Annotated in this window: 15 protein-coding genes, 1 riboswitch and 1 other annotated feature; all 15 genes read right to left on the reverse strand. The window is 31.9% G+C overall.

Annotated elements, in window-relative coordinates; all coding sequences use genetic code 11:
- Positions 1–144 precede the first annotated feature (144 nt).
- Positions 145–849 carry an ABC transporter ATP-binding protein gene (locus RYO54_RS10995; RefSeq protein ID WP_315118564.1) on the reverse strand — a complete coding sequence of 235 codons (705 nt, stop codon included), beginning with the start codon at positions 847–849 and terminating at the stop codon, positions 145–147.
- Complete coding sequence (locus RYO54_RS11000; RefSeq protein ID WP_315118566.1) at positions 843–1,613, reverse strand: ABC transporter ATP-binding protein; 771 nt, start codon at positions 1,611–1,613, stop codon at positions 843–845. The genes RYO54_RS10995 and RYO54_RS11000 overlap by 7 nt, the downstream gene beginning before the upstream one ends.
- Entirely contained in the window at positions 1,594–2,547 is a 954-nt protein-coding gene (locus RYO54_RS11005; protein WP_315118568.1) for a branched-chain amino acid ABC transporter permease, read from the reverse strand. The genes RYO54_RS11000 and RYO54_RS11005 overlap by 20 nt, the downstream gene beginning before the upstream one ends.
- Positions 2,548–2,558: 11 nt before the next feature.
- Positions 2,559–3,443 carry a branched-chain amino acid ABC transporter permease gene (locus RYO54_RS11010; RefSeq protein ID WP_315118570.1) on the reverse strand — a complete coding sequence of 295 codons (885 nt, stop codon included), beginning with the start codon at positions 3,441–3,443 and terminating at the stop codon, positions 2,559–2,561.
- A 68-nt stretch (positions 3,444–3,511) separates the two neighbouring features.
- The gene (locus RYO54_RS11015) at positions 3,512–4,684 is read right to left on the reverse strand and encodes an ABC transporter substrate-binding protein (protein ID WP_315118572.1); all 1,173 of its coding nucleotides are present in this window, start codon (positions 4,682–4,684) and stop codon (positions 3,512–3,514) included.
- A 150-nt stretch (positions 4,685–4,834) separates the two neighbouring features.
- Positions 4,835–5,075, reverse strand: a binding site (T-box leader).
- An 834-nt stretch (positions 5,076–5,909) separates the two neighbouring features.
- The gene (locus RYO54_RS11020; protein ID WP_399549394.1) at positions 5,910–8,225 is read right to left on the reverse strand and encodes a homocysteine S-methyltransferase family protein; all 2,316 of its coding nucleotides are present in this window, start codon (positions 8,223–8,225) and stop codon (positions 5,910–5,912) included.
- Between the two features lie 40 nt (positions 8,226–8,265).
- Positions 8,266–8,946: a vitamin B12 dependent-methionine synthase activation domain-containing protein gene (locus tag RYO54_RS11025; RefSeq protein WP_315118576.1), complete on the reverse strand. Its 681-nt coding sequence runs from the start codon at positions 8,944–8,946 to the stop codon at positions 8,266–8,268.
- Positions 8,946–9,404 carry an S-ribosylhomocysteine lyase gene (locus RYO54_RS11030; protein WP_315118578.1) on the reverse strand — a complete coding sequence of 153 codons (459 nt, stop codon included), beginning with the start codon at positions 9,402–9,404 and terminating at the stop codon, positions 8,946–8,948. The genes RYO54_RS11025 and RYO54_RS11030 overlap by 1 nt, the downstream gene beginning before the upstream one ends.
- A gap of 210 nt (positions 9,405–9,614) precedes the next feature.
- Positions 9,615–9,716, reverse strand: a riboswitch (SAM riboswitch).
- 18 nt (positions 9,717–9,734) lie between these two features.
- Positions 9,735–10,199: a cupin domain-containing protein gene (locus RYO54_RS11035; protein WP_315118581.1), complete on the reverse strand. Its 465-nt coding sequence runs from the start codon at positions 10,197–10,199 to the stop codon at positions 9,735–9,737.
- Positions 10,200–11,297, reverse strand: a complete 1,098-nt coding sequence (eutH, locus tag RYO54_RS11040) for an ethanolamine utilization protein EutH (RefSeq protein ID WP_315118583.1) — start codon at positions 11,295–11,297, stop codon at positions 10,200–10,202.
- 17 nt (positions 11,298–11,314) lie between these two features.
- On the reverse strand, positions 11,315–11,860 hold the full coding sequence (locus RYO54_RS11045; protein WP_315118585.1) for a BMC domain-containing protein: 546 nt from the start codon (positions 11,858–11,860) through the stop codon (positions 11,315–11,317).
- Positions 11,853–12,125 (reverse strand): EutN/CcmL family microcompartment protein, encoded by a 273-nt coding sequence (locus tag RYO54_RS11050; RefSeq protein WP_315118588.1) that lies wholly within the window; start codon positions 12,123–12,125, stop codon positions 11,853–11,855. The genes RYO54_RS11045 and RYO54_RS11050 overlap by 8 nt, the downstream gene beginning before the upstream one ends.
- A gap of 11 nt (positions 12,126–12,136) precedes the next feature.
- Positions 12,137–12,814, reverse strand: coding sequence for a TIGR02536 family ethanolamine utilization protein (locus RYO54_RS11055; protein ID WP_315118590.1), 678 nt, complete (start codon positions 12,812–12,814; stop codon positions 12,137–12,139).
- 19 nt (positions 12,815–12,833) lie between these two features.
- On the reverse strand, positions 12,834–13,460 hold the full coding sequence (eutD, locus tag RYO54_RS11060; RefSeq protein WP_315118592.1) for an ethanolamine utilization phosphate acetyltransferase EutD: 627 nt from the start codon (positions 13,458–13,460) through the stop codon (positions 12,834–12,836).
- Positions 13,461–13,475: 15 nt separating this feature from the next.
- A complete protein-coding gene (locus RYO54_RS11065) occupies positions 13,476–14,234 on the reverse strand; it encodes a cobalamin adenosyltransferase (protein WP_315118593.1) in 759 nt (252 codons plus the stop codon).
- Positions 14,235–14,285: the final 51 nt, after the last annotated feature.

The following is a 14,285-nucleotide window of genomic DNA, read 5'->3' on the forward strand; positions in this document are numbered from 1 at the left end:
AAGATAATTTAGGTATCCAAAATGGGAACTGAGATACATAGTGACGTCGCTTCAAAAAAGGCACTCCTCTCACTATATACCTCAGTTCCTTTATTTTTTACAAATAACTTTTCAAAATTTTATTATGACAGGTTAGTTTTTCATTTATCCTCCCAAATAAGTCTTCTTTACGTTTTCGTCTTTTAAAAGGTCACATCCATTTCCCTCTAAAGCTATTTTTCCTGTTTGAATAACATAAGCCCTATGAGCTATAGATAATGCCATGTTGGCATTTTGTTCAACTAAAAGTACCGTTGTTCCAGACTTATTAATATCTTGTATCGTTGAAAATATTTCATCTACCATAATAGGTGCAAGACCCATAGATGGTTCATCAAGAAGTATTAATTTAGGTCTTAACATCAAAGCTCTTCCCATTGCAAGCATTTGTTGTTCCCCTCCGCTTAAAGTGCCTGCCATCTGGGTTCTTCTTTCTTTTAGTCTTGGAAATTTTTCGAATATCTTCTCGTAATCTTCTTTGATTTCTAATTTATCTTTTCTTATAAAAGCCCCCATCTCTAAATTTTCCATAACAGACATGTTCGCAAAAACTCTTCTTCCTTCTGGAACATGTGCTATTCCCATTTTCACTATATTCGACGCTGAACTATCTGTTATATCTTTATCTATATATTTTATAGCCCCCTCTTTTGGTTTTACTATACCTGATATTGTTTTAAGCATTGATGTTTTGCCAGCCCCATTGGCACCTATCAAAGTTACTACTTCCCCTTCTTTTACTTCTATTGATAAATCCTTTAGTGCATGAATTGCTCCGTAATATACGTTGATTTTATCAAGTTTTAACATGCTTCATTCCTCCCAAGGTAGGCCTCTATAACCCTTGGATTATTTATAACGGATTTTGGATCTCCTTCAGCTATTAAGGTTCCATAATCTAAAACAGATAGTTTATTACATATATTCATTACTAAGGACATATCATGTTCTATTAAAATAATTGTAAGTTCATAGTTATCTTTTATCCATCTTATTAATTCCATAAGCTCTCTTGTTTCATTAGGATTCATTCCAGCTGCTGGTTCATCTAATAATAAAAGACTTGGTTTTGAAGCAAGAGCTCTTACAATCTCTAAACGTCTTTGTTCTCCATAAGGTAAATTTTTAGCAAGTTCATCCTTTTTATGGTCTAAGTCAAATTTCTTTAAAAGCTCTAATGCCTCATTGTAAATTCTCTTTTCCTCTTTATAAAAAGAAGGAAGTTTAAAAAAGCTAGCCAAAAGTCCATATTTAATATTTTTATGAAAACCTAAAGTTACATTTTCAATAACAGTCATATTTTTAAACAATCTTATATTTTGAAAAGTTCTTGCTATACCATAATCCGTTATTTTATAAGGCTTTAAATTATTAAGATGTAAATCTTCAAAAGAAATCTTTCCGCTAGTTGGAGTATACATACCGGTTAATAGATTGAAAAAGGTAGTTTTCCCCGCTCCATTTGGCCCTATGAGACCCACAATGTCCCCCTTATCAATCATCATATTAATATTAGTTACAGCTTTTATACCCCCAAAACTTTTTGATAAATTATCAATTGTTAATACTGCCATTTAATTTTCCTCCTTTCTTAAATAACTTTCCCTTGCTTTCATATTTTCCCAAAAGACCTTCAGGTCTATATACCATAATCAAAAATAATATTACCGAATAAATTACCATTCTAAGTTCTGGGATGTTTTGAAGGAATAAAGATATTATAGAAAGTGCAACTGCTCCAGCAATAGAACCTGCAATACTTCCCATTCCTCCAAAAACTACTATGACCAAAATATCTACAGATTTCATAAATCCAAAATTATTTGGTTTTATAAAGTAGAAGTAGTTTGCATAAAGAGCTCCCGCTATACCTGCAAAGAATGCTCCAATTACAAAGGCAAGCACCTTGTATAAAGTAGTATTTATCCCCATAGACTCTGCTGCTATTTCATCCTCTCTAATTGATATGCAAGCTCTTCCTGCATAGGAATTTATAAAATTTTTTATTAAAATAATGGTTCCTACTACCCCAAAATAAATCCAAGTCCAAGTAGTGTACTGCGGTATATCATTTAATCCACTAGCCCCTCCTACATAATCAACATTCAATAGAATTATCCTTACAATTTCACTGAATCCTAAGGTAGCTATAGCAAGATAATCCCCCTTTAACCTTAAGGTTGGTATTCCTATCACTAGCCCCGTAAAAGCTGCACATATTGCAGCAATGATTACTGATATAAAAAATGGATAACTGAATTTGGCGGTCATAATTGCGGATGCATAGGCCCCAACAGCCATAAAAGCTGCATGTCCTAATGAAAATTGTCCAGTGTACCCAGTTATTAAGTTCAAGCTAACAGCAAGTATAATATTAATTCCAATTACTACTAAGTTTAATAATATATATGAGTCTATAACTCCAGCACTTATAAGACCTTGAGATAGTGCATATAGTATAATTATTAAAATAAAACTTATTATATTTTTTTTATTAAACCAATTCAAAGTATCACCCCCTACACCTTTTCTCTCACATTTTTACCTAAGAGACCATTAGGTTTTATTATTAGAACTATAATCAATATGGCAAATGCAACTGCGTCCCTATATAGTGAATTTCCATAGGCACTGACCATTGTTTCCGTTAATCCTAAAAACATTCCACCAAACATAGCACCGGGGATGACTCCAATTCCTCCTATGACTGCTGCTACAAAAGCTTTAAGCCCTGGCAACATACCCATTAGAGGATCTATTGAATTATAGTATACTCCAACTAAAACTCCTGCTGCCCCTGCAAGAGCTGAACCAATTGCAAAGGTATATGATATTGTATTATCCACATTTATTCCCATAAGTTGTGCTGCCTCCCTATCGTGGGATACAGCTCTCATAGCCTTACCTACTTTAGTCTTATAAATGATATATTGAAGTAATAGCATTAGTAAAACTGTTATTATAACTATATAAATGTCTTTCGTATTTAATAATACTTTCCCACTAAACAAACTTATTTGTTTTCCTTTTAATACTTCTGGGAAAGTTCTTGTTTCTGCTGATACAAAATACATTGTTCCATATTCTAAAAATAATGATACACTTATAGCCGTTATAAGAGCGGCTATTCTTGTAGAATTTCTAATAGGTTTATAAGCTACTTTTTCTATAACAACTCCAATCAAAGAACAGGCTAACATAGAGATAAGAAGTGCTGGTATAAAACTCATGTGAAAAATTGATGTCATTGCAAACCCCACATAAGCTCCTAACATATATACATCACCATGAGCAAAATTTATTAGATTTATAATTCCATAAACCATAGTGTATCCTAGTGCAATAAGAGCATATATACTTCCAAGGGAAACTCCATTAATTAACTGCTGCAAAAACTTCTCCATTGAATCACTTCCTTTTTTTATTAAGATTAATGGGTAGGAGGGGAAACATCCCCTCTTTATACTAAATTTTATGGTTCTTGCTTCTTTAAGAAAGTTGGTTCCCCATCTTTTACTTCTAATATTGTTATAGATTTTACTGGATTGTGGTTATTATCAATGGATAAAGAACCAGTTATTCCTTTAAAATCTTTTGTTGATGCAAGTGCATCTTTTAATTTTTCTCTATCTGCTTCTCCAGCTCTCTCCAATGCATCCGCTACAAAGTAAGCAAGGTCATATCCTAAAGCATTAAAAGCATCTGGTTCTTTACTGTATTCCTTATTAAAAGTATCTCTAAATTTTACAACCTCTTCACTAGTATCCTTTGAGGAATAGTGATTTGTATAATAAACTTTATTTAAAGCTTCTTTTCCTGCAAGTTCTAATAGCTTTGGAGAGTCATATCCGTCTGCACCAAGAATTGGAACATTTAAACCTAATTCTCTTGCTTGTTTAACAATTAAACCTACTTCTTCATAATATCCTGGTAAATATATTAAATCAGGATTTGAATTTTTAATATTTGTTAAAACAGCTTTAAAATCCTTATCTTTACTCTGATAGGCCTGTTCTGTTACAACCTTTCCTCCCAAGCTTGTATAAGTTTCTTTAAAACTCTTTGTAAGACCTTTACTGTAGTCACTTGTAGTATCCATAAGAATAGCTGCATTCTTAAGTTTAAGATCTTCTGCCGCAAAGTTTGCAAGGATTACCCCCTGAAAAGAGTCACTAAAACAAGTTTTAAATATATAGTCTCTCACCTTTCCATTGCTGTCTATGGTAACATCGTCAGCAGTTGATGATGCTGAAATTAGAGGAACCTTATTTTGCGTGGCCTGAGGTATTGCTGCTTTAACACTACCAGATGTTGCAGGTCCTAAAATTGCTACAACCTTATCCCTAGTTGCCAATTTAGATGCTACATTAGCAGATTCTGCTGTATCTGATTTATTATCTGCTTTTACCAGTTCAACTTTCTTTCCTAAAACTCCACCAGCTTCATTAATTTCTTTAAATGCCAGCTCAATTCCCACAACCATACTTTGTCCATATGTGGCAACTTCATTTGAAAGTTCATAATTTAATCCTAACTTTATAGTATCTCCTTTATCTCCACTTTTCTTATCTCCACTTCCACCACATCCTGTAAATAGGGATGCTGTCATTAATAATGCCATAAATAATGATAATTTTTTATTCATAATATTACTCCTTTCTTATTACACAATTCTCTCCTCTTTTAACCAAAATATATATAATACCATCTTCATCCAGACTACTGACTAACCCCAACAAAATCGCCCCCTTTTTATTGTTGTATAAAAAAAGCCTCTATACGTATTATTCATACATATAGAGGCGTATTCTTCGCTGTACCACTCTAATTCGTTACTGTTTTATAACAGTAACCTCATTTAAGGTTCTTTAAGTAAACCCTGCACTATAACGTAATGCAAAACGGTAATGACCTACTACTATTTCAGCCACACAATTCAGGAATGACCATTATATATCTATTAGTACTAGGCTTCCACCATCCCCAGCTCTCTTTAACTAATTTTTAGATATTTTTCTTTCCATCATCATTGTTAAAATTTTTAATTATATATCTATGCATAAATATAACTTCTTGGTAATAATTTCACACTGCAAAAATTATTATACTCACTTTAGCACACGGAAATACAAAGGTCAACAGACTTTCTTAATGTTCTATTATTATAATTATTGAACTGTTAATTGCATCTATATACATAAATAATTAAATATAAACTTTCTTCAATCTTAAATTTTGCAAGTTTTCATGCTTTGATTGTTGCAGTTTTTTCACTGGTGAATGCTAAATTTCCTTATAAACTTCAAATTTAAATGGAATTCGTATTGATTTTCTGTTGAAATTGATTACATCTGACCATTTTGATGAATTCACTTCATAAAATCCAATTAGAGTATATTTATTAATTTACGAAAATGAAAGTTGAATTATATAAAATCATATGTGCTTATTAAGAATACATTTGTTTTTGAAGAAAGTTTCCTTGCATATTTCCTTATAAAATCAAACTTATGTAATGTTTTCACTATTAATCTCCACATAGTTTTTTAATATTTTTAAGGATATATACGTTCTATGCATTGAAAATACTAGATTTCCTAAAACGAAACTTATCTTTCAAAAATTTTAGCTAAATTTATAAAAAGCTAATATTTTTTTAAGTTTTAGATAATGAAATTTAAAAAGTCAATGTTTGAGAGGCTAATTTGACATAATAAAAATTTGAAAATAGATTTGTAAAATACAAAAGAGCTAAGTATGTGGTGAAATAGCGACTTTTTTCAGAGCGGCTTCACTACATACTTAGCTCTCTATTTGTGAAACTAAGTTATCTTCGTAGAATTTTATAATTTATAAAACCAATTTAACTTTTAAGCAAAAAATTTCCTAGCAATATTAACCCCTTCTTTTGCATCTTTAGCATAGAAGTCAGCATTTATCATATCAGCATACTCTTCATTTAACACAGCTCCACCTACCATAACTTTGCAATCAACATTATTTTCTTTTAAGTACCTAATTGTTTCTTCCATGCTTTTTACTGTGGTAGTCATAAGTGCGCTTAAACCTACTAATTTAATATTGTTATTTAATATAGCCTCTAAAATTTTTTCTTTATCTACATCTTTTCCTAAGTCAATAATGTTAAAACCATAATTCTCTAAAAGAGTTTTAACTATATTCTTACCTATATCATGTACATCACCTTTTACTGTTGCCAGCAAAATTGTACCCTTACTTATTTCATTTTTGTTTTCAAGAATAATTTTTTCCTTTATAGCTTGAAAGGCTTTTTTTACAGTTTCCGCTGATTGGATAAGTTGAGGTAAAAATATCTCTCCTTTTTCATATTTTTCTCCTACTATATCTAAAGCTGGTATTAAAAAATTTTCTACTATTTCTAACTCTTCCTTTTCATTAAGCAATCCTTTTGTAACAGAATAAGCTTCATCTTTGATACCATTTATTATAATATCTTTTAAACTTCTTTCTACCTTTTTAATATTTTTAGTTTCAGTTACTATTTGAGAATAATTACTTATATATTTTTCCCCGCTGACATCTTCATTATTTAACACTTTAAAAGCATTTATAGTATCAATCATATCTTCTTTATTTGGATTTATTATTGGCAAATCCAATCCTGCGTAAAGAGCCATATTTAAGAAACTTCTATTTAAAAGCTCCCTATTAGGTAACCCAAAGGATATATTAGAAACTCCTAATGTGGTTTTTACACCCAGTTTTTCTTTTACCATTGTTAAGGCCTTTAATGTTTCTAACACTTCTTTTTGTTGAGCTGATGCTGTTAAAGTTAGACAATCAATAATTATATCCTCTTTTTTTATACCATAATCTAAGGCTCTACTAACGATTTTCTCTGCGACTTTAAACCTTTCCTCCGCAGTTTTAGGTATTCCTTTTTCATCAAAGGTTAATCCGACTACCATGGCACCGTATTTTTTTACTAGTGGCAATACTTTAGTCAAGGATTTCTCTTCACCACTTACTGAATTTACTATAGGTTTTCCATTATAAATTCTAAGCCCCTTTTCTATAACTTTAGGGTCACTAGAGTCTATTTGAAGTGGAACATCTATTATGCTTTGTATTTCTTTTATAACCTTAACTATCATCTCTTCTCCATTTATTTCTGGAAGACCTACATTAATATCTAAAATATCTGCTCCATCCTCTATCTGACTTATTCCTTCTTTTAAAACATAGTCCATATCACCTTTTTTCAAGGCTTCTTTTAATAGTTTTTTTCCTGTGGGATTTATTTTTTCTCCTATGACTTTAACTCCGTCTATAAAAATAGACTTTGAAGGGGTGCATATACCTGAAAATTGCTCTACCTCTATCTTATTTATCACTTTACCCCTAAGAACCTTCGATAATTCCTCTATGAAAGTATCATCAGTACCACAACAGCCCCCCACTACGCTTACTCCTTTTTCCACCATAGATTCTATAGCCCTACAGAACTCTTTTGGAGTAATCTTATATAAAGTTTTACCATCTTTCACTACAGGAAGTCCTGCATTTGGCTGTATCATTACAGGTATATTTGAATATTTTAATATTTCTTCAACAATAGTTTTAAGCTCGACGGGTCCTAAAGAACAATTTACACCTAGAGCATCCACTCCTAAACCTTCTAAAGTCATCACCATAGAAGGAATAGTACATCCTGTAAATGTTCTTCTATCTTTTTCAAAAGTCATTGTACAAAATACAGGAAGATTTGAATTTTCTTTAGCTGCAAGTATTGCCGCCTTAGCTTCATAAAGATCTGACATAGTTTCTATAATAATCAAATCTACTCCATATTTTACTCCAGCAATAATTTGATTTTTAAATATATTGTAAGCCTCTTCAAAGGTCAAAGTCCCCATTGGCTCTAAGAGTTCCCCTATTGGCCCAATATCTAAGGCTAATAAAACATCACTATCTCCTATGGCTTTTATCCCATTATCTACGGCTGCTTTTATTATCTCCTCAACGGAATATTTAACATCTTTAAGTTTTTTCTCATTACACCCAAAAGTATTAGTAGTTATAATATCCGCTCCTGCACAAATATATTTCTCATGTATACTTATAATAACATCTTTTTTTTCAATATTTAAGATTTCGGGTATTTCTCCTCTTTTAAGATCATGCTTTTGAAGCATGGTACCCATTGCCCCATCAAATATTAAAATCTTTTCCCCTAATAACTCTTTAATTCTCACAGCTTCCACCAATCTTTCTATAAGTACAATTATTTTTACTTAAACAATTTTCACAGCTTCTTTTATTGGTTCTTTTTTCTTTAGAAATTATGCCTATTATTGCCGTTACCGATTTTTTAGGTATGAGCATGCTGCTTTCTGAAAGATATAGACCAATATTTTTATCCTTTTGTAATAATTTTAGTAATTCTCCTTGAATATTTAGTGATAAATCTCCATATCCTGGGCTATACCTCCAGGTAATATCCTCATTTGAGGAGCAATATTCTTTTCTTATCAATTTTTCTACAAAATCGCATCCTTCTTCAATAAAAGCAGTGGCCCCTGCATTCATTATCAAAGCTTTAAACATATCAATTTTTTGATAGTAGTTTATTTTTTTATCTACTTCTCCCCCTAAAGTAGCCCCCATTATTATGCATTTATTTGATTCTTTCAAATGGGATTGTATATCTTCTCCTCTTAATATAATGTTATAGTCCTTTAATAGTACTCCCTCTTCTTTAATTTCTATATCAAATATGTCGTAGATAAATCTAAACCTTACTATTTCTTTTAATTCTTCTTTTATTTTGTATAATTCCTTCTTTATTTCTTCTTCCTTATTGTCTTTAACTCCTAAATACCTTAATATTTCACCTTCATCACCTATAAATTTATATTGAATCATTAATTATCACCGTATATATTTAGATTAAATCCTTTTTCTAATACGTATTTTGCGTACTCTTTAGCTCCAAATAAGGACAAATCTCTATAGTTTCCACACTGTAAATCATTAGCTGCTGGAACCTCTTCTGCTTCCACAACTTTTTTTAGTGATTCTTCTAAAGCTTTCTTTATTTCAGAGGCTTCCCTATCCCCCCACAAAGTTAAATAAAACCCTGTTCTGCATCCCATTGGTGATAAATCTATTATGCCTTCTAAATACTCTCTTAAAAATCCAGCAAGTAAATGTTCTAACGCATGAATTGCCCCTGTTGAGATATCTTCTTTGTTTGGTTGAGTAAATCTTAAATCAAACTTTGTTACAAAATCACCTTTTTCTCCACTTAATACAGTGCATTTCCTTACATAAGGTGCTACAACCTTTCTATGGTCTAATTGAAAACTTTCAACTTTTTTCATAATTTTCGCCTCCTAAATTTCACTTTATTCATCTATAGATTTAATTATAGAACTTACATTTTCTACAATAGCTATTTATTTCTTCTAGTGTATCATATATTTTTTCTATTGTGGTAGCTGCTTCTGATGAAAAAATTTCAAAAGAAAAAATTATTTTATGACACACTAAAATAGCCTAAAGGCATCCCTTTAGGCTATAAAATTCGAGCACTCTTATCTTCCAGCTCACGCTGCAGGATTTAGCACCTTGTATGATTTCCATACGGTTGCTGGGTTTCATGGGGCCAGTCCCTCCACCACTCGTGATAAGCTCTATCAAATTATTCTATTTTAATTTTGAGATGCCCAATCTGCCGGATATGTTACATATATAAATCTAGCATAGTTCGGAACTGAGAATTGTATTTTGCTTCCTTTAGGAATTAATATTATCTCTCCTGCATCTGCTGATACCTTTCTTCCGTCTATTATTATATCTAAATGTCCTTCGATAATGTAATCTATCTCATCATAGTTGAGAGTCCAATCAAATGTAGTTTCCTTCATTTCCATCATACCACAGCCTAGTCTTGGACTTTCTTCTAATGTAAATAAATCCTTTGTATAAACTACATCCTTAGGGTTACCTGTATCTAATCTATTTTCTTCACTAACTTTTACTGTAGGAAGTTTTATTGAGGTAATTCCACTAATGTCTTTATGTCTTACAAAATCTACTTCATCTTTACCGCCTAGTTTTTCTTCAATTATTTTTCTAATTAATTCTTCAAGCATTTGTGGATCCATGTTTTTCATTTATTTTTCCTCCTTTTGTTTATCCAAAATCTTATTTGCTATAAACATAGCTACAAATACAGCAGCAACACCACCAACAAGCTTACCAACTATCATAGGGAAAATCATATTTTTTGCAACTCCTGCAACAAAACCTAAATGATCCCCAAATACGAATGCCCCAGATACAGCAAAAGCAACGTTAATAATCTTTCCTCTGTTATCCATGTTTTTCATCATTCCAAACATTGGGATATTATTTGCTAAAGTAGCTACTAAACCAGCTGCTGCAACATCATTCATTCCTAAAACTTTACCTAAAGCTAAAAGTGGCTTATTGAATACTTTAGTTATTATATAAACCATTGGGAAAGCTCCTGCTAATACCACAGCTATATCTCCAACTACTGCAATACCCTCTGAGATTGGTGCCATTCCTGGTATTACGACTATTCCAGTGAGCATTTCAACTACACCAGCTGCTAAACCTATTGTGATTATTATAACAACAAATTTACCGAAATAAGTAAATCCTTTTACCATCTTATCAGGCATTTTCCATAACCCTAGAGCTATTAGTGCTGCAACTAGTATAATTGGTACTAAATTTTTTAATATCATCATTATTGGAAAACCAGCAACTAATCCTCCCACTAATGCTCCAAGAGGAATTGTGATTATTCCTGCCAATACTCCTGTTGCTAAAAATCTGTGATCTTCTTTTTCAATTATTCCAAGAGCTACTGGAATAGTAAACACTATTGTAGGTCCCATCATAGCACCTAGAATCGTTCCTGCAAATAAACCTGCTTCTGGAGTTTGAGCAAGTTGAACTGCCAATGAAAATCCTCCCATATCACAAGCAAGAAGTGTTGTAGCAAACATAGCCGGGTCAGCCCCTAAAGCACTATATATTGGAACTACAATTGGCTTTAAAATATTTGCTAGCACTGGTGCTAAGGAAATAACTCCTACCATAGCTAATGTTAATGATCCCATTGCCATAAAACCTTCTTCAAAGGCTGCCCCTAAACCAAATTTATTATCAAGGCATTTATCTATAGCACCCAAAACCATAAAAATGACCATTGCGTAGATTATAATTTCATTAATACCCATTTTCAATCTCCTTTCAATTAAAACAAATTAGATAATATAAGTTCGTCTGGTGAAGGGATTACAGAAGTTTGTATTATTTTCTTTTCTTCTATTTCCCCCCTAGCTTTTTTAATGGAATCTTCAACATCGCTAACTGATCCAGAAATTGTAAAAACTAATTTTCCACCTATAGTATTTGCAATCTGCAATTTCGCTAAATGGACATCTGAAGACTTCAGTGCCTTGTTTAAAGCTTTTATACCACTGCAAACATTTGCAGTCTCAACTATACCTATGGCATCAAATTTTTGTTTTACATATTTATTTTTTAAGCCCTCAATAATACTTGGATGAACTGCATTTATAATAAAACTGTCTACTAAATATTCCCCAGCAGCACCAACTCCACAAGTTATTGCTTCTTCAATTTCTCCTTCATTTCCACTAAGTATTACTAAAAACTTACCTATACAAATGGTTCTGAAGAAAGCTACATCTACTGTAGCTCTCTTCACCATGAGGTCTGATACTTCTACACCTTTGCTAATGCTTCTAAACTCTAAGGCTCCTATGCTTTTATTCATCTTCCACCTCTATGGAATCCACAATACCAACAATAACAGCATCTACAGGTATATCTTTTGCCTCCAAGGAAGCTCTTGCAGCTCCACCTTTAGTGATGAGAACTAAATCTCCAACTCCTGCTCCTGCATTATCTGCTGCTACAAAGAACTCGTCTTTTTCTTTATTTTTACTTATCAAGAGTTTAACTACTAAAAATTTTTGTCCATTTAATTTCTCATCTTTTCTAGTAGCCCAAAGGTTACCAACCACTCTTCCTATTATCATATTATCCCTCACTAAACTCGTTTTATATTCAACTTTTGAATTCTTATAAAATCACTAGCTAAAGGTGTTATTATGCTCTTTTTATCAATAATAACTTCTTCCATGTCTCTTTTGTAAAGCCTTCTTAAATCTGATTCCACGATGAGCTTTTTATTTCTTAATTCAAGACTCTTCTTAGAATAACTTTCACATTTTTCTGACACTTCTTCTTTTACAACATTATTTTTCACTACATCTTTACATTGTTTTATTTCTATAAGAGAATCTATAAACTTTACTCCATAATCTTTGAGTTTTTCTTCAAATTCTACATATTTATTATAAAGAATTTTTGGTGCAGTCTTTGAATATCTTTTGTATTCAACACCACTATTTACTACAAAAATCTTTTTACCCTTCATAATCATTTTTAAAATAAAACGTTCTTCATTAGAAACATTCATTCCATTGGCTAAATTCGCCAATCCTCTTAAGCAAAGCTTTGAAACTACTACAGTATCGCAATCTTTTATGCCATCTTCATAGGGATATATCTCGTATTCTTTAGTTAATTCCTCTTTATATCCTTCTAAGGAATCTTCCCATAAAACTACAAGTTTTTTCTTTTCATTAAATACTTCTTCATTTCTATTTTCTAATCTCTTATATACCTCTGCAACAACTAAATCTACAAGTTTTTCAAAATCCATGAACTCACCTCCTAAAAGGTTACTTTATTATTTTGCCTAAAGTCCCCTTAGTAAAGCCACAAGCATTAGCTTCGTCATAATCTATATGCATATAAGTTCTAAAGTTTGGACTTACTCTCACTACCACATCATCAAATATCAATGGTCTATCCCCAAATATTTGAACTTTTACTTTTTCCTTGTCTCTTACTTTAAATTTTTCTGCATCCTCTGGAGTGATATGCACATGTCTTTTTGCTACAATAACTCCTTGCTCTATTCTTACTGCACCTTTTTCAGAAGCTATTATTACAGGTGGGGTTCCCTCGATATTCCCGCTTTCTCTAACTGGTGCTTTAATACCTAAAATTAAGGCATCTGTTTGAGATATTTCAACCTGAGTATTCTTTCTTTCTGGTCCTAAAATTACCACATTAGAAATAGATCCCTTAGGCCCGATAATTGTCACCCTTTCCTTGCAAGCAAACTGTCCTGGTTGTGACAAATCCTTAGTTTTAGTAAGATTATGTCCTTCTCCAAAGAGCGCCTCTAAAGTTTCCGTATCCACATGAACATGTCTCCCTGATGCTTCTACTTCTATAAAGGCTTCTTTTTTTACTCTTTTAATTACTTCATCTATCAATTCTTCTGGTAATAGATTGTCCATAGAGCTCCTCCCTCTTTATTTATATTTTCCTGTTCTAACTTTAAACATCATAATCCAAAATAATGAAGATAATCTATTCAATCCCCTTATTAAATCTTCTCTTTCTACATCACCATACTCATTTTTGAATGTAGAAAATGCTATTAACTCCGTTTCTCTCGTTAGACTTCTACAACTATTTAAAGCAATAACAACCTCTCCCATTGTATGATCTGGAAAAAAGTGTCCAATTCCAAAATATTTTTGAGGATTGTGAGATTTTTCTCTAAGTTCTTCTGCTGTCATCCCCTGGAGATTAACTTCTTGTAACTTTTCATTTAACACTTCACATCTTAAAACATTTCTTACAAAGTCTAATACCTCTTGTAAATCACTTACAAGTTTAATCATGCCTAGCTTTGAACAGGTAATTTGCGTCTCTAATATTTTAGATTCAAGGGAGTCTATTTTCCCTCTAAATATAATTCTTTTATGATCCTTAAAAACAAGAACATTTCCATAAAGATGTGTCATATGTTCTGGCTTTTCTTCTAAGTAGCCTCCATATATAGTTTTAAATTTATAGTTATGCTCTTTAATAACTACCTTTTTTTCCTCTGTTTCTTTAATTTCTTCTTCACCATCAACATATTTAAGCTGTATATTATTCTCACTTAAAAATGACTTTGCTGAAGGTGTTACTATTTCTCCCTTTAATACTTTTAATTCTTTAATTTCCTTAACATCTTTTCCTTTTAAGCGTTTTCTAATTTCACTTTCTGTGATAACACTCATGTACTCACATCCCTTATTAGATGTATGAGATGTGCCCTATTTGGCACATCT

The organism is uncultured Clostridium sp., assembly GCF_963515715.1.
GTDB lineage: Bacteria > Bacillota > Clostridia > Clostridiales > Clostridiaceae > Clostridium_AW.

Bases quoted from the DNA above. Each gene is read 5' to 3' on its own strand.
- eutH (WP_315118583.1), bottom strand. From the start codon at position 11,297: ATGGGTATTAATGAAATTATAATCTACGCAATGGTCATTTTTATGGTT.
- RYO54_RS11055 (WP_315118590.1), bottom strand. From the start codon at position 12,814: ATGGATTTTGAAAAACTTGTAGATTTAGTTGTTGCAGAGGTATATAAG.
- RYO54_RS11065 (WP_315118593.1), bottom strand. From the start codon at position 14,234: ATGAGTGTTATCACAGAAAGTGAAATTAGAAAACGCTTAAAAGGAAAA.
- RYO54_RS11000 (WP_315118566.1), bottom strand. From the start codon at position 1,613: ATGGCAGTATTAACAATTGATAATTTATCAAAAAGTTTTGGGGGTATA.
- RYO54_RS11010 (WP_315118570.1), bottom strand. From the start codon at position 3,443: ATGGAGAAGTTTTTGCAGCAGTTAATTAATGGAGTTTCCCTTGGAAGT.
- RYO54_RS11050 (WP_315118588.1), bottom strand. From the start codon at position 12,125: ATGATAATAGGAAGAGTGGTTGGTAACCTTTGGGCTACTAGAAAAGAT.
- RYO54_RS11030 (WP_315118578.1), bottom strand. From the start codon at position 9,404: ATGAAAAAAGTTGAAAGTTTTCAATTAGACCATAGAAAGGTTGTAGCA.
- RYO54_RS11025 (WP_315118576.1), bottom strand. From the start codon at position 8,946: ATGATTCAATATAAATTTATAGGTGATGAAGGTGAAATATTAAGGTAT.
- RYO54_RS11020 (WP_399549394.1), bottom strand. From the start codon at position 8,225: ATGGGTACCATGCTTCAAAAGCATGATCTTAAAAGAGGAGAAATACCC.
- eutD (WP_315118592.1), bottom strand. From the start codon at position 13,460: ATGGACAATCTATTACCAGAAGAATTGATAGATGAAGTAATTAAAAGA.
- RYO54_RS11015 (WP_315118572.1), bottom strand. From the start codon at position 4,684: ATGAATAAAAAATTATCATTATTTATGGCATTATTAATGACAGCATCC.
- RYO54_RS10995 (WP_315118564.1), bottom strand. From the start codon at position 849: ATGTTAAAACTTGATAAAATCAACGTATATTACGGAGCAATTCATGCA.
- RYO54_RS11035 (WP_315118581.1), bottom strand. From the start codon at position 10,199: ATGAAAAACATGGATCCACAAATGCTTGAAGAATTAATTAGAAAAATA.
- RYO54_RS11045 (WP_315118585.1), bottom strand. From the start codon at position 11,860: ATGAATAAAAGCATAGGAGCCTTAGAGTTTAGAAGCATTAGCAAAGGT.